Here is a 23,675-nt window from a genome sequence, read left to right on the forward strand (position 1 = left end):
CCAACGGCTGTCACGGCTCCCCGAACCCTGCCCGCACTAGGCTCCCCACATACTCGACGGCGCGTTCAGCGTCGGGACCCGATGCCTCAACGTGAAGGACAGAGCCTTTTCCTGCTCCAAGGGTCATGAGCCCTGTCATCGAGGCACCATCCACCCCGTTCACGGTCATCTCGACGTCCATGCTGGCTACTCCTCCGGCGATCTTGGCAGCGGGACGGGCGTGCATGCCGGCCTCGTTGACAAGCTCAAAATCACCGGTGGCATCGGGTGCCCGCATGCCCGCATCTTCGTCAGCGCGGGCCGCGGCTCCCTTGCTGCCCGCGGCCCCCTGTGTCGCCTCGGCTGCGCTTCGAACGTCGTGGACGCCGGCTCCGCTTTGGGCAGCCACAGCCGCGGCCACCAGGCCCTCGACGAGTGGCGCGTCAGCCAGGAGGATGCTGGACGGATTGCCGGCGAATTCCAAAGCGGATTCAGCGGTCATAACGGCAGATCCCAGATCGGCCAGCATGACGACGCCGTCGCTGCCGCCGGCCTGTTCAAGGGCAGCCATCACCTTCTCGAGGCTTGTGCCGATCCTGCCGTCCGAGGTGCCGCCGGCCGGAATAATCCTCACATCGGGGGCCATCTGGGCGGCCAGTTCCACGGCTCCCTCAGCGATCTTCCCGCTGTGGGACACCACGACGATCCCCACGTTCACGCGGCGGCTCCGGCAGCTGCCCGGAGAATCAGGGCACTGGAGGCCGCGCCGGGATCACGGTGGCCGGCGCTCCTCTCGCCAAGGTAGCTGGCACGGCCCTTCCGGGCCACGAGCGGCTCGGTGGCCACGGCACCGGCTTCTGCCGCCTCAGCAGCCGCTATGAGCACGGACAGCGCATCCCCTGCGGATACTGCCGCCGTCGCCGCTTCAACTGCCGGTGTCCACGCGTCCACCATCGTCTTGTCGCCGGGTTCAGCTTTGCCGCGCGCAACGATGCCGTCCCGTGCCGCTGCAAGCGCCGCAGCAAGCGCCTGCGCGTCGATGTAGGCGCTGTCACCAAGGACAGTGGCGGCACGAAGAAACGCCGTACCGTAGAGAGGGCCGGCAGCTCCGCCCACCTTGGACATCAGCGCCATGGCTGTCAGCTTGAGCGCTGCGCCCGGGGTTTCCGGCGGGTTCTCCGCGAGTTTGTCCAGGACAGCCTGGAAACCGCGGTCCATGTTCTCTCCGTGATCAGAGTCGCCGATGGCCCTGTCCAATTCGATGAGCTCAACGCGGTGTTCAGCCATCGCCTGCGCGGACAGCGTCAGCCACTTCACGGCCCAGGTGACGTCCAGTGCCGCCATCACACCCCCCAGCGCAGTGCAGGCGTGTGCACGGGCGCGTCCCAGAGCTCCGTCAGTTCGTCATCCAGACGGAGCACCGAGATCGAGCAGCCCTGCATCTCCAGGGAGGTGATGTAGTTGCCCACGAGTGACCGTTCCACAACGGCGCCGCGGTCGGCCAGCACCCGGGCAGCGCGCCGGTACACGATGTAGAGCTCGCTCAGGGGGGTGCCGCCCATGCCGTTGACGAACAGGAGGGTCCTGTCGCCGGAGACGAGGCCAAGGTCCTCCAGTATCGGTTCCAGCAGGCGGTCGGTGATTGCATCGGCGGGTTCCATGGCAATCCGGTGCCGCCCCGGTTCACCGTGGATGCCGATGCCGATCTCGATTTCCGTGTCGTCAAGGTCGAAGCTGGGCGAGCCGGCATGCGGAACTGTGCATGCCGTCAGGGCCACCCCCATGCTCCGGACGTTCCGGTTCACGCGGTCGCCGATTGCCGCCACCGAGTCAAGGTCGTCACCGCGTTCCGCCGCTGCTCCGGCTATCTTCTCGACCAGCACGGTGCCGCCCACCCCTCGCCGGCCGGCGGTGTACAGCGAGTCCTCCACGGCGACGTCATCATTGACGAGCACTGTGCGGACCTCGGCCCCTTCCGCCTGCGCCATCTCGGCCGCAGTTTCGAAGTTCAGGACGTCACCGGTGTAGTTCTTGACGATGTGGAGCACGCCGGCTCCTGAGTTGACGGCGAGCGTGGCGGGGATGATCTGGTCCGGCGTCGGTGAGGTGAAAACGGCGCCGGGCACAGCGGCGTCGAGCATCCCCCGGCCTACAAAGCCGGCGTGCAGCGGTTCGTGCCCGCTGCCACCGCCCGAAACCAGGCCTACCTTGCCCGCCACCGGCGCATCCCGGCGCACCACGTACTTGGGGTCTGAGCTGATGGTGACGAGGTCGGCATGGGCAAGCCCAAATCCTTCCACTGATTCGTCCACCACCGCTCGCGGGTCATTGATGAGCTTTTTCACGGCCGGGCTCCTGGGCTCTCGGTGCTTCTCATTGACATCGGTTTGGATGTGCTTTGACCCTACTACCGGCCCCTCCCCGGCGGTAGTTCCCGGAGGCGACGGGTGCAGCCAGGCACTCGACTGCAGCCGTGCCCAGCGATTTGAAATCGTCCGGGGATGGCGCTTAGAGCGTTTTGATCATCCGTGTGTTACCCAGCGTGTTCGGCTTCACCCGGGCCAGGTCCAGAAACTCTGCGACACCTTCGTCATGGGAGCGCAGCAGTTCCGAGTAGACCTCGGGGTCCAGGGCGGACTGATCGGCCATCACCTCGAAACCGTGCCGTTTGAAGAAGTCCACCTCAAACGTCAGGCAGAAGACGCGTGAAACACCGAGTGCCTCCGCTTCCTCGAGGAGGCTTTCCACCAGAACGTGGCCCACGCCCTTGCCGCGCCACGCCTCAGAGGCAGCCAGCGTGCGTACTTCTGCGAGGTCCTCCCACATGACGTGCAGGGCGCCGCAGCCGATGACCTCGCCGTCGGCGGACTCGGCGATGCGGAACTCCTGGAGGCTTTCGTAGTAGGCCACCGTTTCCTTGGCCATCAGGATCCGCTGTTCTGCGAGGGGCGCCACGAGTCTCTTGATGGAGGCGACGTCGCTGGTGCGGGCGGGGCGGATGGTGAAGGAGTCAGTCACAGGCCCATCTTACGGAGGCTTGGCACAACAAGAGACCCCGCCTGCACCCTTGCGGGTGCGGACGGGGTCTCCTGGGAGTGTTGCGGCTGAACCTGAGCGGTCTGGAACCTAGGCGCTCGGAGCGATCTCGGGGATCCGCGGCTTGGCGTTGCCTGCGAAGGTGAACTTGGCGTCGTCGCCTTCGCCGTCCACGTCCACCACCACGATGTCGCCGGCATGCAGCTCGCCGAAGAGGATCTTCTCCGACAGCTGATCCTCGATCTCGCGCTGGATGGTGCGGCGCAGCGGCCGGGCACCCATGGCGGGATCGTAACCGCGGGTGGCCAGGAGAACCTTGGCCGCCTTGGTCAGCTCGATGCCCATGTCCTTGTCCTTGAGGCGCTTCTCGAGGCGCGTCACGAACATGTCCACGATCTCGATGATCTCGTCCTGCGTCAGCTGCGGGAACACCACCACGTCGTCAACACGGTTCAGGAACTCGGGGCGGAAGTGCTGCTTGAGCTCCTCCGTGACCCGGGCACGCATCCGGTTGTAGCCTGTCTGGGTGTCCGTGCCGGACTGGAAGCCCGTGGCGACGCTCTTGGAGATGTCCCGGGTGCCGAGGTTGGTCGTCATGATAATCACGGTGTTCTTGAAGTCCACCACGCGGCCCTGGGAGTCGGTGAGGCGGCCGTCTTCCAGAATCTGCAGCAGCGAGTTGAAGAGGTCCGCGTGGGCCTTTTCCACTTCGTCGAAGAGAACCACGGAGAACGGACGGCGGCGGACCTTCTCGGTCAGCTGCCCGCCCTCTTCGTAGCCGACATAGCCCGGAGGGGCACCGAAGAGGCGCGAAACCGTGTGCTTTTCGGAGTATTCCGACATGTCCAAGGTGATCAGGGCGTCCTCTTCACCGAACAGGAACTCGGCGAGAGCCTTGGCCAGCTCGGTCTTGCCGACGCCGGTGGGGCCGGCGAAGATGAACGAGCCGCCCGGACGCTTCGGGTCCTTCAGGCCTGCCCGGGTGCGGCGGATGGCCTGGGACAGCGCCTTGATGGCCTCGTTCTGGCCGACGACGCGCTTGTGCAGTTCGTCTTCCATCTTCAGCAGGCGCGAGGACTCTTCCTCCGTCAGCTTGAACACCGGGATACCCGTGGAGTTCGCCAGGACCTCAGCAATCAGATCCTCGTCAACCTCAGAGATGTCATCCATCCCGCCGGTCTTCCAGTGGCGCTCCTTCTCCGAGCGCTCGGCGATGAGCTTCTGCTCCTTGTCACGCAGCGCCGCGGCGCCCTCGAAGTCCTGCGCATCGATCGCAGACTCCTTCTCCATCTTCAGCTGGGAGATGCGCTCGTCCATCTCCTTCAGCTCCGGCGGAGCGGTCATGCGGCGGATACGCAGCCGGGCACCGGCTTCATCGATGAGGTCGATGGCCTTGTCCGGCAGGAAGCGGTCCGAAATGTAGCGCTCGGAGAGATTCGCTGCCGAGGCGAGGGCGCCGTCGGTGATCGTCACGCGGTGGTGCGCCTCGTAGCGGTCACGCAGGCCCTTGAGGATCTCGATCGCGTGGGCAACCGAAGGCTCCTTGACCTGGATCGGCTGGAAGCGGCGCTCAAGCGCGGCGTCCTTCTCGATGTGTTTGCGGTACTCATCCAGCGTGGTGGCACCGATCGTCTGCAGCTCACCGCGGGCCAGCATCGGCTTCAGGATGGAAGCCGCATCGATGGCACCTTCAGCTGCGCCGGCACCCACCAGAGTGTGGATCTCGTCAATGAAGAGGATGATGTCGCCGCGGGTGCGGATCTCCTTAAGGACCTTTTTCAGCCGCTCTTCGAAGTCGCCACGGTAGCGGGACCCGGCCACGAGGGAACCGAGGTCCAGCGTGTACAGCTGCTTGTCCTTGATGGTCTCGGGGACGTCACCACGGACGATCGACTGGGCAAGGCCTTCGACGACAGCGGTCTTGCCGACGCCGGGCTCACCGATAAGAACAGGGTTGTTCTTGGTGCGGCGGGAAAGGACCTGCATGACGCGTTCCATTTCCTGCTCGCGGCCAATCACAGGGTCCAGCTTGTTTTCGCGGGCAGCCTGCGTCAGGTTGCGCCCGAACTGGTCCAGGACAACCGACCCTGCAGGAGTGCCCTCCGCCTGGCTCTGGCCGACGCCGGCACCGGTGCTCTCCTTGCCCTGGTAGCCGGACAGCAGCTGGATGACCTGCTGGCGGACGCGGTTGAGGTCAGCCCCGAGCTTCACCAGTACCTGCGCCGCAACGCCCTCACCCTCCCGGATGAGTCCCAGCAGGATGTGCTCCGTGCCGATGTAGTTGTGGCCGAGCTGCAGAGCCTCGCGCAGCGAGAGCTCCAGCACCTTCTTGGCCCGGGGGGTAAAGGGGATGTGGCCGGAAGGGGCCTGCTGGCCCTGGCCGATGATCTCCTGCACCTGCTCGCGGACGCCGTCGAGCGAAATGCTCAAGGACTCAAGAGCTTTGGCGGCAACGCCCTCACCCTCGTGGATCAGACCCAAGAGGATGTGTTCGGTACCAATGTAATTGTGGTTCAGCATGCGTGCCTCTTCTTGGGCAAGCACAACTACGCGACGGGCACGGTCCGTAAATCGCTCAAACATTTCGCCACACTCCTAGCTACGACGTACTTTGATGCTACGTGGACGTGACGCGACTTGGGGAGCTTGTTCGCCACAGGGGAAACCGCAGCAGCGCCACCGCCTTCCCTCCCCGGCCACGAGGGCAGCTCCGGGACGGGGCTGCAGGGCGGGCGGCGGACCGGGCCCGGAGCAGCGCCGCATTCGCCCGGCCCTGCAATTGCCGATTTTGCTCCCCGCCAATTGCAGCAAAGGCAGCTTGAGAACCAAGAGAGCCCCTTATACCTCTCGCTGCCGCCAAAATAGCCCGCCGACCCGGCGAAAACCCCGGTATGCCGAGACCCATGGTGGCAAAGAGATACGTGGGATTTCTGGTGTTTTAGGGTGCCTCAATTTTCGGCCGCGGCGAAGGGTCCTGATAAAATCTATGGCCACAAGACATGCGATTAAAAGGCGGCGCCCCCGGTCTTACCGGGGGCGCCGCCTATATAGCTTGGAGCTACAGCAATCTAGGCATTTGCCTTTTGGTACGCTTCCTGTATTTCCGCCTGGATACGGCCCCGGCTATTAACCGTGTAACCGTGCTCCCTGGCCCACTGGCGTATCTGGGCAGAGTCCTGGTTGCGTCCGCCTGCAGCCTTGCCGCGGGCAGGGCGTCCACCGGACGTCTTGCGGGCTGCTGAAACAAAGCGCTCCAAAGCAGACCTTAGTTCTGCAGCGTTGGCAGATGACAGGTCAATTTCGTAACCGACGCCATCGAGCCCAAAACGGACGGTTTCGTCCGCCGATCCCCCATCCAGATCGTCCACGAGGACGATATTTACTTTCTGTGCCATCAAAATTCTCTCTTTTGGAAAGGGACGTGTGATCAGATAAGCAGGATCTTTCCACCTAAAGTATCTCCCCGATTAAGGCAACGCGTCAAAACACGCATTGGTTCCCGGGGTGCCCCTGAGAGTAGAACTGTGAAGAAGCAAAGAAGAGCCGGAGAAAAATGGCTCCGGCTATTTGTCCGATTCGTTGGAAGAACGTGATGGGTCCGCCGGCGGAATAGCTGCCGGGTTCCCCTTCGGGGAAACATCCGGCTTTTCAGGCCGCTTATCGGCGGACGCCACGGAAGACCGGGATGACGGCTGACCTGGCTGCTGAGCCTGGTCCGCGGCACGCGCAGCCTTGGCATCCGCCTCCGCCTGTGCTTTCGCCTCGGCCTGGCGTTCGGACTTGTCGGCGTTGAAGATTGCCCGCATGGCGAACCAAAAGAGCAGGCCCACCACCAGGGAGGGCAGCAGGACCGCGACGTACTCCATGGTCAGTGGCCCTCGGGCTTCAGGAGCGGGAACAGGATGGTTTCGCGGATACCGGCGCCGGTGAACAGCATGACCAGACGGTCGATGCCGAGTCCGATGCCGCCCATGGGAGGCGCGCCGTACTCAAGGGCGCGGAGGAAGTCCTCATCCAGCTGCATGGCTTCGACATCGCCGGCGGCAGCGTGCCTGGACTGCTCGGTGAGGCGCTCGCGCTGGATGACGGGGTCAATGAGCTCGGAGAAGGCAGTGCCGCGTTCCATGCCGCCGATAATCAGGTCCCAGGCCTCGATCAGCCGGCCGTCCTCGCGGTGCGGCCGGGCCAGGGGCTGGGCCGAGGGCGGGTAGTCGTAAACAAACGTCGGGTTTAGCAGTGTTGGCTCCACGATTTCACCGAACAGCTCCACCGCGAGCTTCTCGGCGTCCCACTTGGGGTCAACCTTCACCTCGTGCTTCTCCGCCACGGCCTGCAGTTCCTCCAACGGGGTGTCCGGGGTGATCTCCTGGCCAATGGCCCCGGAAAGGCCGGGGTACACGGATACCCAGGCCCAGTCGCCGTCGAGGTTGATCTCACCGGCTTCAGTCTGCAGGGTGCGTCCGGCGCCCACGGCGTCAGCGGCGTCCAGGATGATCTCCTTGATGCGCTCAGCCATGATGAACTGGTCCGCCCAGGCTTCATAGCACTCGAGGGTGGTGAACTCCGGGCTGTGGGTGGAGTCCACGCCCTCGTTGCGGAACACGCGCCCCATGTCGTAGACGCGGTCGATGCCACCCACCACGGCGCGCTTGAGGTACAGCTCTGTGGCGATGCGGAGGGTCATCTTTTGGTCGAACGCGTTCATGTGCGTCTCGAACGGCCGGGCCAGGGCGCCGCCGTGCACGAGCTGCAGGATGGGGGTTTCCACCTCAACGTAGTTGTGCCGGAAGAGGGTTTCGCGGATGGAACGGGTGATGGCGGCGCGCGTGTAGACCATCTCGCGGGCCTCGTCACGCACCATCAGATCGACGTAGCGCTGGCGGACGCGGGTTTCTTCGTTCAGCTCCGCGTGCAGCACGGGCAGCGGGCGCAGCGCCTTGGACGCCATGGACCAGGATTCCGCCATGACCGAGAGCTCGCCGCGACGGGAGGAGATGACCTCGCCCTTAATGAAGACGTGGTCACCCAGGTCCACCAGAGCCTTCCAGTCGGCGAGGGCTTCCTCGCCCACGTTGGCCAGGCTGAGCATGGCCTGCAGGCGGGTTCCCTTGCCGTCGGCGCCGCCTTCCTGCAGGGTGGCGAAGCAGAGCTTGCCGGTGTTCCGGATAAACACGACCCGTCCGGTAACGCCCACGATGTCACCCGTGGTGTCGTCGGCCTGCAGGTGCGCGTACTTCTCGCGGATCTCGCTCAGGGAATGCGTGCGCTCAACACCCACGGGGTACGCCTCGGTGCCGCGCTCGAGCAGCTTGGCGCGCTTTTCCATGCGGATACGCATCTGCTCGCTCGCATCGAGCGGCTCTGGGGCGTTTTTGGGGGCGGGGGTGTTTTGGGAAGTCACAAGCATCAAGTTTACCGGGACTTCCCCGATGGAAGTTTCCCGGTCCAATTTTCAAATCCACTGCCTTTCAGGGCATTCTGCGCCCCAAAGTCCCCGCGGCCGGAGGCATAGACTCTGGATGTGGAGACCTGGACTGTTGAGGCGGACGACGACGGCGGCCGGCTCGAGGTGCATTCCTTCCGGCCCGCGGCCCTCACCACAGCGGATGGCGGCACTGCCGACGGGAGCACGGCGCAAGGGGGACCTCCCCCGTCGGCGGTTCCCGGCGTCGTCGTTATCCACGGCACCCTGGTGACCGACGCGCTGTACCGGCCGTTCGCGCGCAAACTCAGCCTCCTGTTGAGCCGCCCCGTGCATTGCTACAACCGCCGGGGCAGGGCTGGGTCCGCTGCTCAACCCGAGGGCTATACGGCCGCCACTGAGGTGCGCGATCTGGCTGCCGTCATGCGGGCAACCGGCTCGGAGGATGTGGTGGCCCACAGTTACGGCGGGTTCGTAGCGCTGCAGGCGGCCCGGAGCATGCCCATCCGGCGGCTGGTTACCTACGATGCAGCAGTGTCCCTCTCTGGCAATCTCCACGACCGTTGGCGTCCCGAGCTGGAACAGGCCGTCAGCGACGGGCAGCTCAACCATGCCTGGGCGCACCTGGTCCAAGGGCTGGCTACCGCGGGGCCGGTCTCGTACCTGCCCTTGGGGGCGCTGCGGATGCTGAGCATTATGTCCGCCCGGACAAACCTGGGTGCGGAGATGCGCGAATTGCTGCCCACCGCGGTCAAGGAAATGCGGGCCGTGCTGGAAGCCGATGCGGAGATCGCGGACTTCGTGGACCTGTCCACCCCCACGCTCATGCTCAGCGGCGGCTGGAGCCCCGGGTACTTCGCCGAAACGGGCCGCCAGCTGGCAGCTGCCGTTCCGGCCATCGAGTTCGCCGTGGTGCCGGGTCAGCTGCACGAAGGCCCCATCCGTCCAGGGAAACGCCTCGCCGTCCGGATGGCACGCTTCCTCAACGGCACGGACGGGAGCCTGCCATCCCTGAGCAGGCGCGGACGGCGCGGGTAGACAAGCTTGTCTTTAACCGTTGCTCCGGGCCTGCCCCGGCTGTCAGCGGCGCCTCACCTCAGATAGGCTCGGAGCATGACGCGCGAGATCATCAGCACACCGGACGGCGGCAAACTTGAGCTGTTCAGCACGGGCACGGAACTCGCATCGGCAGGTTCCGGCGTCGTAGTCGTCATCTCCTCCATGGTCACGGCCTCCGACTACACCCGGTTCGCCCAGAAACTCAGCGCCGAACTCGGCCGGCCGGTCCATACGTTCAACCGCCGCGGCCGCGGAGCATCCTCCGAGCAGCAGGGCGACTACACCCTGGACGTCGACATCCGCGACCTCGACACCGTCATGAAGCACACGTCCAGCACGGACGTTTTCGGGCACAGCTTCGGCGGGGCCGTAGCCCTTCACGCCGCCCGGACCCTCCCTGTAGAACGGCTTGCCGTTTATGACCCCGCAGTGTCCGTAAACCACAGCGTCAAGGCCGACTGGACTCTCGAGTACGAGCGGGCGACGGCCGCCGGGGACGACGACCGTGCCCTCGCCGTCCTGCAGCGCGGCCTCGAAGCCGCGGGTCCGTTTTCGTCGCGTATGCCGCTGTCCATGTTGACGCTGGCCAACAAGCTCACGGCAGCCACCTCGATGGGCAAGCAGCAGCGCGAGATGATGCGCACCGGCGTTCGGGAAATCAAGGCGATCATTGCGGCAGACATGCCCGCCGAGCCGTTCCTCCAACTGCCGCTGGAGACCCTGATCATCGTCGGCGAGAAGAGCCCGGCCTACTTTGGCGTGGCCTGCGGACAGATCCACGACGTCCTCTCCGGATCCAGCTACACCATTCTGCCGGGCTTCGGGCACGACGGCGTCATCCGCGCGCCGGACAGGCTTATCACCGACCTGGCCGAGTTCTTCGCCGGCTGAGCCCGCCGAAACCACAGCGCGAACGTACAGTTGAGGCCCCTTCCCGCCGGAAAAATGGGGCCTTAAGTGTCCGTTCGCGCTGAGCGGAGGGGCTTAAGTGTCCGTTCGCGCCTTAATGGGCGGGGGCGCCTTGGGGTGCTTCGGCGCCAGCCGTCTTGCGCATCATCGCGGCCAGGACGACGGCGGCAACGGCTATCGCTGTCGCGGCCAGGAACGCGGCGCTCATCCCGGCGACGAGGCCGGAGCCTGCGGAGACCACAGCGAAAATCGACACGAGCAGTGCCGTGCCTGCCGCGCCTGCCACCTGCTGCAAGGTGCTCATGATGGCCGAACCATGGGAGTAGAGGTGCGGCGGCAGCGGGTTCAACCCTGTGGTGAACGCCGGGGTGAACAGCAGCGCGAGCCCCAAACTCAGCACCACGTGCAGGGTGACGATCCACCAGACCGCGGTGTCGGCGTCGAGCATCGAAAACTGCCACAGCGACAGGACCAGGAGGGAAGATCCGGTCACAGTGAGCGGCAGGGGCCCAAGTTTGTCGAACAGCCGGCCGATAAACGGGCCGAGCAGACCCATGGCGAGGCCTCCCGGCAGCAGCGCGAGGCCGGTCTCGAGGGACTTCAGGCCGCGGATTTCCTGCAGGTACAGGGGCAGCAGGATCACGGCGCCGAACAGGGCGATCATGGCCACCACAAGCAGCAGCACAGACACCGTGAACATCCTGAAGTTGAACGCCCGCAGGTCCAGCAGCGGCGCCTCTGACTTCTGCAGCCGGAGTTGGCGCAGCACGAACACGACGAGCCCGGCAACTCCCACCGCCAGCGCAGTCAGTGCGGCAGCACCCGGGCCACCGCCGGCACCGTGGCCTCCGCCGATCTGGCTGAGACCGTACACCAGGCCGCCGAATGCGGGAACGGTCAGGGCAACGGACAGGAAGTCGAGCCTGGATTTTTCGGTCTCGCCGACGTTCGTCAGGTAGCGGGCACCGATCGCCAGCGCTGCCAGCGCAATTGGCAGGACGAAGACGAACATGAAGCGCCATGAGAAATGCTGGAGAATCAGGCCGGAAACGGTCGGGCCCATGGCGGGTGCCACGGAGATGGCGATGCTGACGTTGCCCATGACGGCGCCGCGGCGGGCCAGCGGGACAAGGGTAAGGATCGTTGTCATCAGCAGAGGCAGCATGATCGCTGTGCCTCCGGCCTGGATGACGCGGGCCAGCAGGAGGATCCCGAAGCCGGGGGCCACTGCCGCCAGCGCGGTGCCGCCGGAGAAGAGTCCCATGGCCAGCAGGAAAACGGCCCGTGTGGACAGGCGTTGCAGGATGAAGCCGGTGGTCGGAATCACAACCGCCATGGTGAGCATGAAGCCTGTGGACAGCCACTGCACCGTGGGCGCATCCACACTGAGGTCCACCATGAGCCGCTGAAGGGCCACATTCATGATGGTCTCGTTGAGGATGACCACGAAGGTCGCCACCAGCAGCGTGACGATGACGGTCACTGATTCGCGGGACATCTTGTCATCGGAGGCTTCGGCCGGCTCCCCGGCTGGCTGAACCGCCGCCGGCGCGGGCTGGGCTGCGGCAGGCTCCTGCCCCGGCTCGCCATGGGAATTTAACGTGACTTTGCTAGACATGGCGGGGCCCCCGGAAGTTGAAGTGGTGGCTGGCGGTCAGCGCCGCCGCAGACTCCAACAGTCTAGGGGCACCCGGCATTCCCGTCACCGGACGTGATCAGTCTCGCACTTGTCCCCGCGCCGGGGGCTACGAAACCAGCGGAAGGTTGTCGATCAGCCGCACCGGGCCCACCTTGGCCGCCACGAGCGCGAGCGCCTCGCCGCGGAACGGAGTCTCGCGGCAGTTCTCCGCCAGCGGCTCCAGGGTCCGGGGATCCACCACGTCAAGGTAGTCCAGCTCCACGAGGGGCTGCGACTCGATGAGTGCCTGGGCCGATTCAACCTCGAGCGGCTTGCGGGCGACGGCCCGCTCCTCGAGGAACCGCAGCGCCCGGGACAGGACCAGCGCGGCGTCGCGCTGCTCGGCGGACAGGAACCGGTTGCGGCTGGACAGGGCCAGCCCGTCGGCCTCCCGGACTGTGGGGACGGCGACGATCTCCACCGGGAAGTTCAGGTCGGCGACCATCTGCCGAACGAGCGCGAGTTGCTGGGCGTCTTTCTGCCCGAAGTAGGCGCGGTAGTCCGGCAGTCCACCTCCGGAGCCGGCGGCGAAGGCGCGCGCTCCCGGCAGCCCGGTGGCCGGGGTTCCGAGATGCAGCAATTTGGCGACCACCGTAAGGGCGCCGTCGAAGTGGCCGGGACGTGAGGCGCCCTCCCACTTTTCCCCGAGCCTGCCGGACGCGATCCGCACCGTCGGCTGCCCGCCCGGGTACATCTCCTCGACGGAAGGCGCGAAAACCAGGTCGACACCCTGGGCCTCGAGCAGTTCCGCGTCTGCCTCGAGGGTCCGCGGATACCGGTCGAGGTCTGCCGCCTCGCCGAACTGCAGCGGATTCACGAAGATGGAGGCCACAACCACGTCGTTCTGCTCGACGGCGGTCCCTGCCAGCCGCGCGTGGCCCTCGTGCAGGGCCCCCATCGTGGGCACCAGCCCCAGGGAAGAACCCTGCTTTTGGGTCAGCAGCAGGCGGCTTTGGGCACGAAGGGAGGCTGCGGTGGTAACGATTCGGATTGCCATTCAGTGTCCTCCCTTTGCCGCCGGACCATCGTCGTCCGGGCCGCCTTCATTTGTACCGTCTGAGTCTGGATCGCCGTGGGCCAGGGCATCGGTGATCCCTCCGACCTGGTCCGCCTTCAGCAGCCCCCTGCTTTCGGCCCTGTGTGCCGTCGCCCAAGCCATAGCCAGGTACGCCTCGAGGATGTCGCCGGCAGCACCGCCGTCGTGCTCCCGCAGCGCCCGTACATGGGCGCCTACTGTCCCTGCGTCGCCCCGCGCCACCGGCCCGGTCAGGGCTGATTCCCCGGAAGCGAGGGCATTTTCAAGGGTAGCCCGCAGCAGCGGCCCAAGCATGCGCTCAGGAGCTTCAACGCCGACTTCGCCGAGCAACTGCGCAGCCTGCGCCACGAGGGTGGCCATGTGGTTGGAGCCGTGTGCGAGGGCGGCGTGATAGATGACCCTGTCGGCTTCGGCGATCACCACCGGTTCCGCCCCCATCTCGACCACCAGCGCCTGCGCGATCGGCAGCATGGCGGCGTCGGCCGTGACACCGAACGTGCAGTCCAGCAGCCGCGTCAGGTCCAGGCTCATACCCGTGAAGGTCATGGCCGGATGCAGGGCCAGCGGCACGGCGCCGGCTGTTCGGACTGGATGCAGGATACCGGCACCGAAACGCCCGGAGGTGTGGGCCACAAGCTGCCCCGGCTGCCAGGCCCCGAGCTTCGCCAGCCCCTCCACGAGACCGCCAAGCGCGTCGTCCGGTACGGCCAGCAGCACCAGCTCCGAACGCTCCACGATGTCCTGCACGCCGAGGATGGGAACCCCGGGCAAGAGCGTTTCGGCCCGTTCCCGGCTCGCGTCGGACACCGCGGAAACCCCGACGACGGCGTGCTCGGCCGCGCGCAGCGCAGCACCCAGCACGGCACCCACCTTGCCGGCACCGATGATTCCGACACCGAGGCGTCCGGGCTTAACCACGTTGCGGGCCTTCCTGCTGCTGGGAATGGGGACTTTGCTGGGGACTGAAACCCTGCTGATCGGGCGGACTTTGCTCCAGCAACTGCGGCGCGACCTGGGCCAGCCACTGTTCGCTGGTCTGCCGACGGCGGGCAGCCCTGGCCCGGGCAGCCTGCGCATCGAACAGTGTCTGTGCCTCGTCCACTCCGGCCTGGACCACCCTCGGCGTTACCGGGCCGGCGGTGGTGTGCAGCACCAGATCCGCGACCTCGAACCTGCGCGCCAGCGGCCCTTGGTGGAGAGCCATCGACTGCGTTCGCTGGTGCGGGACCACAACGAGCTCCCGCCACCAGCGCCCTGAACGGATCAGCAGGGCTGTGTCCGTGGCGGTGAAGCCGTTCCGCCGCCACGCGAGCGGCGCCAGGACGCGGGCCCGCTGCGGCGACGTGACAAAGCCGCCGTCGGAATCCAGGCCCTCCAGGCCGGCGCGAAAAACACCAAGGGGATCAGGTGTTCCTGGGTCCGGAAGGACCATCGCCAGCACGTTCAGCACGTCATCGACACCGCCGACCGGCAGCAGCGTGGTCCGCGGCCCCGCTTCGCCATTGGCTCCCGCAACCCCGTATCCTGCCACGTTGACCTGGATCCGATACCAGCCGAACAGGCGCCACAGCGGCGGCTGGACCACCCGCAGAGCCTGCACCCGTCCAGGCGGAAGGGTCTGCGCCTGGGTGTCGAGCAGGCCGTAGCGGAGCCTGATGCCGTCCGGGGAAATAGCAGCGGTGAAGTTGTAGCCCTTGTGGAAGGATCCCCAGTATGAGGCGAACAGGCCCAGCACCGCAGGAATCAGGTAAAGGAAAAAGCCCCGGTTTTCAGTGACCGCGGACAGGACCACGGACACCACCCCGCCCAGCACGATGACGAGGCTCTGCTCGCTGAGCAGCAGGGACCCGATCAGGCGCGACGGCGGGACGCGCAGCACCTGCTGCTCGGGGGCTTCCGGCACGGCTACTTCGGCCTGCCCGGGTTCCAGCCGGACTCCCGCCGCACGGGCGAGGATCGTGGCCCGCAACTGCCGGGCGTCCTCCATGCGGAGGTAGGCGAGCCGGACGGCCGACTCCCCTGCATCGGCCACTTCAAACTTCAACTCCGCCAGCCCGAAGATCCTCGCAAGCAGGGGCTGCACGATATCGATCGCCTGGACCCGGTCAAGGCGGGCCTGGCGCTGCTGCCTGAACAGGAAGCCGGTGTTGACGCGGACGTACCCTTCCGCCACCTGGTAGCGGGTGAAGTACCACGACATGATGAACCCGGAGACCGCGAGCAGCAACATGAAGGCCCCGCCGGCGAGGAGCCACGGGGCGCGGCCTGCTATGAGGTCGTCGACGAGTGGCTCGCCCCGCAGCATCCGTTCGAAGGAATCGCGCCCGAAGAAGTAAGCGATGGCCAGCAGCGCCACCCAGCCCCGCACGAATGGTGTCGCTGGATGCACGCGGAGCCATGGGCTGTCGGGCTGGGGGCCAGCGGGCTGGGGGCCGGCTGGCTGCACGGGAAGAGGCGGTGCGTCGGCGGGCTGCACGGGAGGGAACGGGGCCCCCTCGGGCTGCACGGGAGGGGGCCCGGCGGTCACAGCCCGGCCAGCCTGGCTTCGCCGCGAGCCGAAAGCTGTTCCCGCAGGCGGGCCCCTTCCTCGGCGGGCAACCCGGGAATGGACGCATTCGTTCCGGGTGAGGCGGTGTGCAGCTTCAGTGTGCACAGTCCAAGGCTGCGCTCCACCGGCCCCACACTGATGTCCACGTACTGCATCCGGCCGTAAGGCACCACCAAGACGCGCTGGAAGAAGATCCCGCCGCGGATCAACAGGTCGTCGTCACGCTCGGCGTAGCCGATCGCGCGGACCTGGCGCGGAATCAGCAGCAGGCGCCACAGTGCGAGGACCAGCATGAACGCGGGTACGGCGACGGCCAGCCAGAGCGGCGGCCAGCGCCACCAGCCGAGCAGCACAAAGACCAGGGGCAGGCTGAGCACCCCGACGGTGATCAGGTTCCCGACCGCCCACTCCACCAGCCGGACGGTGACGTATTTCGGGGAAACGCGGAGCCAGGTGATGCCCGGCGGATCAATCGCCGCGGTAGGCATATTCGCCTTCCCCTTTGGCTTTACCGGGACGCGGCCCCGGGAGCCCCTTCGTGGAGTCAGCGTCGCCGTCTTCCGGTGGAATCCTGCAGAAGCGTTCGACGACGAACCCCACAATGATCATGACCAGCCCGCCGCCGGCCATGCCAAGGGCCAGCCAGGTCAGCTCCTGGCTGTTCCGCAGGCTCCAGATCTGCAGCAGCTGCACGAAGATGCCCGCGTGCCAGCCAAGCAGCATCGCCCCGGTGTAGGCACAAGCCTGCGCCAGGACCAGGGTCCAGGCAGCCAGGAACGGGTTGAGCATTTTCTTCTTTTTGCCGTTGCGCCAGCGCAGGACGCGGATGCCCATGACGAGGGTCAGGACAACAATCACGCCCATGGTGACGAGCCCGGTGGGAGGCAGTACCGGTGTGGCCATGCCGTATCGGCTCCCAAGCACGGCCGCGGACCAGCCCGCAACGGCCAAGGCCAGTCCGACCGCCGCGAGCAGCAGCGGGTTCAGGGGCTTCACCGTTGCTCCACCGCTCCCGCTGTGGAGGCTCCGTTGAAGTCGCCAAAGCCGTCAAATGGACTGAGATCCGGGAAGTCGGCGGCCCTGGCTGCCAGCTCGCCGATCCGCTGGCCGTTCAGGGTCGCTGCCGGTTCGATCAGTGACCAGGGGTAGAGCACGAAGGCCCGCTCGGCCGCGCGCGGGTGCGGGAGGGTCAGTTCCGGGTCCTGGCTCTCGACGTCACCGTAAACAATGATGTCCACGTCAAGGGTGCGCGGCCCCCACCGGACTTCCCGGACCCGGTGGTGCTTGTTCTCCACTGACTGGCAATGCCTGAGGAGTTCGAGCGGCTCGAGGGAGGTCTCCACGGTGATGACCATGTTGAGGAAATCGGGCTGGCCTTCCGGTCCGCCGACTGCTTTGGTCTGCACCACCGGGGAGACGGCGAGCAGCCGGACCTCCGGGCGGTCCACGAGGTCGGCGACCGCTTCGGTGAGCGTGTCGTTACGCGCCCCCAGGTTGCTGCCGAGGGCCAGGACAGCCCGGGTATACCTCAGCTGCGACGGGCTCATGTGCGCTCCCGGAACACGCTCACGGCAACATCGCCGAACGGCACCTCTATGGGCGCTTTCGGCTTGTGCACGGTGACCTCCACAGCATTGATCCTGAATTCCTTGAGCAGCCCCTCGGCCATTCTGACGGCCAGGGCTTCGATGAGGTTCAGCGGCTCACCGGTGATCCAGTCCTTGATGCGCCCGGCCACCTCGCCATAGTGGGCGGTATCCCTGACATCGTCGGACGCTGCGGCCTGGCTGAAATCCAGGTGCAGCACGGCGTCCACCACGAACGGCTGGCCCTCGCGGCGCTCGAAATCGAACACCCCGTGGTAGCCGGTGGCTGTGACACCGCTCAGTGAGATCCTGTCCATCGTCTTCCTGCTTAGACCTTCCCGGTTATTTGCCGGAGTGCGGAGCGGCCAAGCGGGCCGCGACCTTTACGGCGTCCAGGCTGGGGCCGACGTCGTGCACGCGGACAGCCCAGACGCCGCGGGCAGCGGTGATCGCCGTGACGGCTGCGGTGGCCGCGTCACGTTCCTCGGGGAGGGCTGCCTTGCCCGAGACGGTGAGAAGCGTGCCCAGGAAGCGCTTGCGCGACACCCCGACGAGCACCTTGTGGCCCATGGCCTCGAGCCGGTCAAGGTTCCGCAGAAGCTCCCAGTTCTGCTCGTCCGTCTTGGAGAAGCCGATGCCCGGGTCGATGATGATCTGTTCGGGGAGGACACCGGCGGCGTACAGCTTGTCCCGGACGCCGCTGAGCTCGGCGACGACGTCGTCGGCAACGTCCTGGTATTCGGTTAGGGACGTCATGGTCTTTGCGTCGCCGCGGCGGTGGGTCAGCACGTAGGGCGCCTTGCTCCTGGCGACCAGCTCAGCCATCCCCGGCTCGATGCTGAGGCCCGAGACGTCGTTGATGATGGATGCCCCGGCTTCGAGGGCGGCTTCCGCGGTGGACGCGTGGGTGGTGTCGATGCTGACCAAGGCACCGGCCTTGACCAGCGCCCCAATGACTGGCAGGACCCGTCGCTGCTCCTCTTCAGGGCTGACTTCCTCTGCGCCCGGGCGGGTGGATTCGCCTCCGACGTCGACGATGTCTGCCCCGGCGTAAAACATCCGCAGGCCCGCTGCGATGGCGGTATCCGCGGTCGGGTGTTTGCCGCCGTCGCTAAATGAGTCCGGCGTGACGTTCAGAACGCCCATCACCAGGGTGCGGCCGGTGGGCAGGTCTTCGAATTTGGCCGCCGGCCGCGGTTTGCGCAGAACGGGCAGCGGGGAAGTTGCGGGTCCGGTTCCAGGTGCTGCAGCTAGGGAATCCATAGTCTGTTGTTTACCTTCCGATGATGAGGCTCATGGCTTCGGCACGGGTGGCCGGGTCATGAAGTTGCCCGCGGACCGCGCTTGTGACGGTTTTGGCCCCGGGCTTGCGGATGCCGCGCATGGACATGCACATGTGTTCGCATTCCACCACCACGATGGCTCCGCGCGGCTTAAGGAATGTGACCAGAGCTTCGACGATCTCCGTAGTGAGCCGCTCCTGGACCTGTGGACGGCGGGCGTAAATGTCCACCAGGCGTGCCAGCTTGCTCAAACCTGTCACCTTGCCGTCGTGCGAGGGGATGTACCCAACATGGGCCACGCCGTGGAACGGCACCAGGTGGTGCTCGCACGTTGAATAGAACGGAATGTCCTTAACCAGGACCAGCTCTTCGTGGTCCAGGTCGAAGGTCGTTGCAAGAATTGCGGCGGGGTCCTGGTGCAGGCCCGCGAACATCTCCGCGTATGCCTTGGCGACGCGCTTGGGCGTATCCTGCAGGCCCCCTCGGTCCGGGTCCTCTCCGATGGCCAGCAGGATCTCCCGCACGGCCGCTTCAATGCGCGGCCTGTCCACCTTGTGCTTGCCGGATCCGCCCGCCGCCGAGTGGTCGGAGGAGGCGGCAGAATCGTTGTCGTCGAAGTGAGTCACAGCAAAGAGCTTAGCCGTGGTGGCCGTCAGGACCCGCTTCGGTGACTTCGCCCTGGAAGGTGGCGTCCTCAGGAACTCCCTGCGGATGCGGCGGCAGAGCGTCCAGCGGTTCCTCCAGGCGGGCCTCCTTGGCTTCCTCCTGGGCCTCGCGCTCAGCGCGCTCCTGGCGGGACTCCACGGGACCGGACTTCTGGACCGGACGCGTCTCCTTGGATAGCCACACTTCGCGGAAGTCGCGCTTGCGGATGTCGCGGAAGACGTCGGCAATCTCGGCCTGGTTCAGGGTTTCGCGTTCCAGCAGTTCCAGGGCCAGCCGGTCCAGGACGTCGCGGTTCTCCGTGAGGATGGCGTAGGCCTCGTCGTGGGCCTGGTCGATCAGGCGGCGGACTTCCTCATCCACGATGTAGGCAATCTGGTCCGAGTAGTTGCGCTCGTGGCTGGCGTCGCGGCCGAGGAACGGCTCGCCGCCGCCCTGGCCGAGGCGCACAGCACCGACACGCTCGCTCATGCCGTACTGGGTGACCATCTGGCGCGCCGTGGCTGTGGCTTTCTCGATGTCGTTCGAGGCGCCGGTGGAAGGATCGTGGAAGACAATCTCTTCAGCAACGCGGCCGCCCATGGCGTAGGCCATCTGGTCCAGGAGCTCGTTGCGGGTGATGGAGTACTTGTCGTTCTCCGGGACCACCATGGTGTAGCCGAGCGCACGGCCGCGGGGCAGGATGGTGATCTTGGTGACCGGTGCCGAGTTGCGCAGCGCCGCCGCGACGAGGGCGTGGCCGCCTTCGTGGTAGGCGGTGATCTTGCGCTCGTGTTCCTTCATGACGCGGCTGCGCTTCTGCGGGCCCGCCATGACGCGGTCGATCGCCTCGTCCAGGGCACGATCATCGATCAGGTTGGCGTTGGAACGGGCGGTGAGCAGCGCGGCCTCGTTGAGCACGTTTGCCAGGTCTGCGCCCGTGTAGCCGGGGGTCTTCTTGGCGACGGCTTTGAGGTCCACGCCCTGCGCGATCGGCTTGCCCTTGGCGTGCACCTGGAGGATCTGGTCGCGCCCGATCAGGTCGGGGGCCTCCACGGAAACCTGCCGGTCGAACCGCCCCGGACGGAGCAGTGCCGGGTCCAGGACATCAGGACGGTTGGTGGCGGCGATCAGGATGACGTTGGTCTTGACGTCGAAGCCGTCCATTTCGACGAGCAGCTGGTTGAGGGTCTGCTCGCGCTCGTCGTTGCCGCCGCCGATGCCGGCACCGCGGTGGCGGCCGACGGCGTCGATCTCGTCGACGAAGATGATGGCGGGCGAGTTGGCCTTGGCCTGCTCAAAGAGGTCACGGACGCGGGAAGCACCCACACCGACGAACATTTCGACGAAGTCCGAGCCCGAGATGGAGAAGAACGGCACGCCGGCTTCGCCCGCGACGGCGCGGGCCAGGAGGGTCTTGCCGGTGCCCGGCGGGCCGTACAGCAGCACGCCCTTGGGGATCTTGGCGCCCACGGCCTGGAATTTGGCCGGCTCTGCGAGGAATTCCTTGATCTCCTGGAGCTCTTCGACGGCTTCATCGGCACCAGCGACGTCCGCGAACGTCACCTGCGGCATGTCCTTGTTGACCATCTTGGCCTTGGACTTGCCGAACTGCATGACCTTGGATCCGCCGCCCTGCATGCGCGAGAGGAGGAACCAGAACAGGAGACCGAGCAGCAGCACCGGAATCAGCAGGGAGAACAGCCCGGACAGCCAGTTGCTCTCAACCGGCTGGTCTGTGTAGCCCTTGGAGGGGTTGGCGTCAGTGACAGCCTTGACCACGTCCGGTCCACGGTCATTGACGAAGAAGAACTGGACGTTCTTGCCCTTGTCCTCTCCGTCGATGACGAGGTTGTCCTTCAGGACCAGGTCCACACGGTTCTCGCCGTCAAAGATCTTTGCCTGTTCAACCTTGCCGCTTTCGGCAAGCAGCTCGAGGCCGGGCTGCGTGTCGATTCGCGTCGCACCGCCCGGAGCCAATGTTGCAAAGGCCAGCAGGAGCATGCCGACCACAACGATGATCCAGATGCCCGGGCCCTTGAAGAAACTCTTAGCTTTCATCTGTTCGGGGGCTGGCCCCGTCCCTCCTGGTAGTGCTGCACGGCGCGTGGTCTGCGCGCACGTGTGGTGCTGCGTCAGTTCTAGCATTACACCGCCGGAGTAGTTCACGCACCGTGTACGGCAAAAGTTCCCTGTCGGCGTAGTCTCCGCAGGTGGCACCGCCTGCGTGAGCCTGTAACTGCAGTGCGACGGGCTCCCGCCTGGCCGACGTCGGGCGGGCATTTTTGCACCGCTTTGGAGCCTCTCCGGCTCCTGCTCTCCCGAATTGATGCGGGCAGCACTTACCTGCCTATCCGCGGCACCGGATTACGGGCTTTGGACGCTGAAGGATCCGGACAAGCCGCACCGGGCAGCCAGCATCATCGCCTGGCATCAGGAAGTTCGGCCCACAGGTTCGGCGGAAATATCTCCAGGCTCCTTCCGCCAGCACTCCCCATTAAGGAGGTGCTGGTTTAAGGACGTGCTGCCTTAAGGACGTGCTGGTCCATGCACTTCAGTACCTGCCGGAGTCTCAGGCACTGGTCATGGTCGATGCGCCTACAACCGGCGAGACGGCTCCTGATTTCCTTCGGCGGCTGCTGCCAGGCCGCGGTCCCAGCGGGGTGACTTATTCGTAAACGTGGGGCGCCAGGGTGCCCACGAAGTCCAGGTTGCGGTACTTTTCCGCATAATCGAGGCCGTAGCCCACCACAAACTCATTAGGGATGTCGAAGCCCACGTACTTGACGTCGATTTCCACCTTGGCCGCCGTCGGCTTGCGGAAAGCCGTGCAGATTTCCACTGACGCCGTGCCGCGGGATTCGAGGTTGGTTTTGAGCCAGGACAGGGTGAGACCGGAATCGATGATGTCCTCGACGATGAGTACGTCCTTGCCCATCAGGTCGGTGTCCAGGTCCTTGAGGATGCGCACCACGCCGGAGGACTGCGTACCCGAGCCGTACGAGGATACGGCCATCCAGTCCATGGAAATGTGCGAGTGCAGGGCCCGGGCCAGGTCCGCCATAACCATGACGGCGCCCTTGAGCACGCCGACGATCAGGATTTCGCGGCCCTCGTAGTCCTTGTCAATCTGCGCCGCGAGCTCAGTGATGCGCTGCTGGATCTGTTCCTTGGAGTAGAGAACATGCTTGAGGTCTGCCTGGACGTCGGATGAATCCACCAAATGCTCCTGTGTAGATGCGGGTGTCGAGATGCTGGTGCGACTATAACCGGGTCGGTTTGGAAAGCCGGAATACTAGCTTCCCACAGCGCGCGCCTCCTCGGGGAACACCTGCGGCTCGGGCGGCCGCCTCCTGCGCTCCCCCGCCGGCCTGCTTCCCGCTTTCCGCCCCCTCCCGGGCCTCCGCCTCCAGCTGCGCCAGTGAAAGCCGGTAGACGCTCACGCCGCCCGGCAACTCGACCGGACCAGCCGATCCCTTCCGCAGCAGCAACGCCTCTGCTGCCTGGAGCCGCCGGTAGCTGGGCTGTTGACCCCCGACGTCGGCCGCTGCCCTGGCAATCACCCGGGACCTGATGGCCGGGGCGAGATCGTTCAGGGCCTCTTCCGGCAGGCTGATGTCCTGGCCGGAACGCTCGGCGAGTGCGGCGAACGTGCTGTCCGCCACCTCGTCCAGATAGTCCGCATCCTGCTGCAGTATGGCCGCTGTCCGGGCCAACGATTCGGCGACTCCGGGTCCGAGCTTTTCCTCCAGCACGGGCATGACCTCCACCCGGGTCCGCGAGCGGGCGAAGGAAGAGTCCGCGTTGCTGGGGTCATGCCAGGGATCCAGTTCCTCGGCCCGGCAGATCTCGAGGGTCTCCGTTCTGCGCAGCCCAAGGAAGGGCCGCAGCAACTTGCCGCGGACAGGCCGCATGCCGGCCAGGGAACGGGTGCCGGAACCGCGGGCCAGTCCCAGCAGCACCTGTTCCGCCTGATCATCGAGGGTGTGGCCCAGCAAAACGGCACCTGCATCCCATTCCTCCGCCGCGGCTTCCAGCGCTGCATGGCGGGCGTCCCGGGCCGCAGCCTCCGGGCCGAATCCGCCGGCGGCAACGTCCACAGCAAGCACCAGTACCGGGTGGAGGCCGAGCTCGATGAGTGTTTCGGCCGTTCGGGAGGCCACCTCCGCAGACCCCTCCTGCAGTTGGTGGTCCACCACCACTGCACCTACGGCCACCGGATGCCCGTCCACATGCCCCCGGCGGGCGAAGTAGGCAGCTACGGCGGCAAGGGCCAGCGAATCAGGTCCGCCGCTGCATGCGACCAGAATCCGCTCAGGGTAGCCTGCCTGGGCGAGGGAATTCTGCAGCATTTTCCGCGCTGTGCCGACGACCGGCACCAGGCGGCCCGGCCTGCGTCGTCCGCTCCGCAGGCCACGTCCGGGGGTTCCGGGACCTGCTGAATCTTCAGGAGTCCCGGGGGTTACGGAGTCTGCTGTACCGCCAAACCCTGCGGGC

Annotated in this window: 22 protein-coding genes and 1 pseudogene; 2 read left to right on the forward strand and 21 right to left on the reverse strand. The window is 66.0% G+C overall.

The window, feature by feature from the left end:
* Positions 1-10: 10 nt before the first annotated feature.
* From dhaM to lysS, 8 genes and pseudogenes are all read right to left on the reverse strand, one after another.
* Positions 11-697 carry a dihydroxyacetone kinase phosphoryl donor subunit DhaM gene (dhaM, locus tag M1E01_RS17995; protein ID WP_457972877.1) on the reverse strand — a complete coding sequence of 229 codons (687 nt, stop codon included), beginning with the start codon at positions 695-697 and terminating at the stop codon, positions 11-13.
* The gene (gene dhaL / locus M1E01_RS18000; RefSeq protein ID WP_457972878.1) at positions 694-1,323 is read right to left on the reverse strand and encodes a dihydroxyacetone kinase subunit DhaL; all 630 of its coding nucleotides are present in this window, start codon (positions 1,321-1,323) and stop codon (positions 694-696) included. The genes dhaM and dhaL overlap by 4 nt, the downstream gene beginning before the upstream one ends.
* Positions 1,323-2,324: a dihydroxyacetone kinase subunit DhaK gene (gene dhaK / locus M1E01_RS18005; RefSeq protein ID WP_457972879.1), complete on the reverse strand. Its 1,002-nt coding sequence runs from the start codon at positions 2,322-2,324 to the stop codon at positions 1,323-1,325. Before dhaK ends, dhaL begins: the two co-directional genes overlap by 1 nt.
* Before the next feature lie 163 nt (positions 2,325-2,487).
* Complete coding sequence (locus M1E01_RS18010) at positions 2,488-2,997, reverse strand: amino-acid N-acetyltransferase (protein WP_457972880.1); 510 nt, start codon at positions 2,995-2,997, stop codon at positions 2,488-2,490.
* A gap of 108 nt (positions 2,998-3,105) precedes the next feature.
* Positions 3,106-5,598, reverse strand: a complete 2,493-nt coding sequence (locus tag M1E01_RS18015) for an ATP-dependent Clp protease ATP-binding subunit (protein ID WP_457972881.1) — start codon at positions 5,596-5,598, stop codon at positions 3,106-3,108.
* Positions 5,599-6,083: 485 nt separating this feature from the next.
* Positions 6,084-6,410 carry a histone-like nucleoid-structuring protein Lsr2 gene (locus M1E01_RS18020; protein ID WP_457972882.1) on the reverse strand — a complete coding sequence of 109 codons (327 nt, stop codon included), beginning with the start codon at positions 6,408-6,410 and terminating at the stop codon, positions 6,084-6,086.
* 288 nt (positions 6,411-6,698) lie between these two features.
* Positions 6,699-6,881 (reverse strand): annotated as a pseudogene (locus M1E01_RS18025) (hypothetical protein); the annotation flags it as partial.
* A 2-nt stretch (positions 6,882-6,883) separates the two neighbouring features.
* Entirely contained in the window at positions 6,884-8,422 is a 1,539-nt protein-coding gene (gene lysS / locus M1E01_RS18030; RefSeq protein WP_457975014.1) for a lysine--tRNA ligase, read from the reverse strand.
* A gap of 114 nt (positions 8,423-8,536) precedes the next feature.
* Here lysS and M1E01_RS18035 point away from each other — a divergent pair, with 114 nt between their 5' ends.
* Together M1E01_RS18035 and M1E01_RS18040 are read left to right on the forward strand one after the other, a co-directional pair.
* Positions 8,537-9,475 carry an alpha/beta fold hydrolase gene (locus tag M1E01_RS18035; protein ID WP_457972883.1) on the forward strand — a complete coding sequence of 313 codons (939 nt, stop codon included), beginning with the start codon at positions 8,537-8,539 and terminating at the stop codon, positions 9,473-9,475.
* Positions 9,476-9,550: 75 nt separating this feature from the next.
* A complete protein-coding gene (locus M1E01_RS18040) occupies positions 9,551-10,387 on the forward strand; it encodes an alpha/beta fold hydrolase (protein WP_457972884.1) in 837 nt (278 codons plus the stop codon).
* Positions 10,388-10,499: 112 nt separating this feature from the next.
* On the opposite strand, the gene M1E01_RS18045 is transcribed toward M1E01_RS18040, so the two are convergent.
* The 13 genes from M1E01_RS18045 to tilS all read right to left on the reverse strand — a co-directional run bounded on the left by M1E01_RS18045 (position 10,500) and on the right by tilS (position 23,530).
* Entirely contained in the window at positions 10,500-12,023 is a 1,524-nt protein-coding gene (locus M1E01_RS18045) for an MDR family MFS transporter (protein ID WP_457972885.1), read from the reverse strand.
* A gap of 127 nt (positions 12,024-12,150) precedes the next feature.
* Entirely contained in the window at positions 12,151-13,080 is a 930-nt protein-coding gene (locus tag M1E01_RS18050) for a 4-phosphopantoate--beta-alanine ligase (protein WP_457972886.1), read from the reverse strand.
* Positions 13,081-14,037, reverse strand: coding sequence for a Rossmann-like and DUF2520 domain-containing protein (locus tag M1E01_RS18055; RefSeq protein ID WP_457972887.1), 957 nt, complete (start codon positions 14,035-14,037; stop codon positions 13,081-13,083).
* On the reverse strand, positions 14,030-15,565 hold the full coding sequence (locus tag M1E01_RS18060) for a PH domain-containing protein (RefSeq protein WP_457975015.1): 1,536 nt from the start codon (positions 15,563-15,565) through the stop codon (positions 14,030-14,032). The genes M1E01_RS18055 and M1E01_RS18060 overlap by 8 nt, the downstream gene beginning before the upstream one ends.
* 77 nt (positions 15,566-15,642) lie before the next feature.
* Positions 15,643-16,155 carry a PH domain-containing protein gene (locus M1E01_RS18065; protein WP_457972888.1) on the reverse strand — a complete coding sequence of 171 codons (513 nt, stop codon included), beginning with the start codon at positions 16,153-16,155 and terminating at the stop codon, positions 15,643-15,645.
* Complete coding sequence (locus tag M1E01_RS18070) at positions 16,136-16,663, reverse strand: DUF3180 domain-containing protein (RefSeq protein ID WP_457972889.1); 528 nt, start codon at positions 16,661-16,663, stop codon at positions 16,136-16,138. The genes M1E01_RS18065 and M1E01_RS18070 overlap by 20 nt, the downstream gene beginning before the upstream one ends.
* On the reverse strand, positions 16,660-17,214 hold the full coding sequence (gene folK, locus M1E01_RS18075; protein WP_457972890.1) for a 2-amino-4-hydroxy-6-hydroxymethyldihydropteridine diphosphokinase: 555 nt from the start codon (positions 17,212-17,214) through the stop codon (positions 16,660-16,662). The genes M1E01_RS18070 and folK overlap by 4 nt, the downstream gene beginning before the upstream one ends.
* Positions 17,211-17,570, reverse strand: a complete 360-nt coding sequence (gene folB / locus M1E01_RS18080) for a dihydroneopterin aldolase (protein WP_457972891.1) — start codon at positions 17,568-17,570, stop codon at positions 17,211-17,213. Before folB ends, folK begins: the two co-directional genes overlap by 4 nt.
* A 25-nt stretch (positions 17,571-17,595) precedes the next feature.
* Entirely contained in the window at positions 17,596-18,516 is a 921-nt protein-coding gene (gene folP / locus M1E01_RS18085) for a dihydropteroate synthase (RefSeq protein WP_457972892.1), read from the reverse strand.
* A 10-nt stretch (positions 18,517-18,526) separates the two neighbouring features.
* Complete coding sequence (gene folE, locus M1E01_RS18090; RefSeq protein ID WP_457972893.1) at positions 18,527-19,162, reverse strand: GTP cyclohydrolase I FolE; 636 nt, start codon at positions 19,160-19,162, stop codon at positions 18,527-18,529.
* Positions 19,163-19,172: 10 nt separating this feature from the next.
* A complete protein-coding gene (gene ftsH / locus M1E01_RS18095; protein WP_457972894.1) occupies positions 19,173-21,239 on the reverse strand; it encodes an ATP-dependent zinc metalloprotease FtsH in 2,067 nt (688 codons plus the stop codon).
* 607 nt (positions 21,240-21,846) lie between these two features.
* A complete protein-coding gene (hpt, locus tag M1E01_RS18100) occupies positions 21,847-22,398 on the reverse strand; it encodes a hypoxanthine phosphoribosyltransferase (protein WP_457972895.1) in 552 nt (183 codons plus the stop codon).
* A gap of 43 nt (positions 22,399-22,441) precedes the next feature.
* Positions 22,442-23,530, reverse strand: coding sequence for a tRNA lysidine(34) synthetase TilS (tilS, locus tag M1E01_RS18105; protein ID WP_457972896.1), 1,089 nt, complete (start codon positions 23,528-23,530; stop codon positions 22,442-22,444).
* Positions 23,531-23,675 lie beyond the last annotated feature (145 nt).

Source organism: Arthrobacter sp. D1-17, assembly GCF_054130535.1.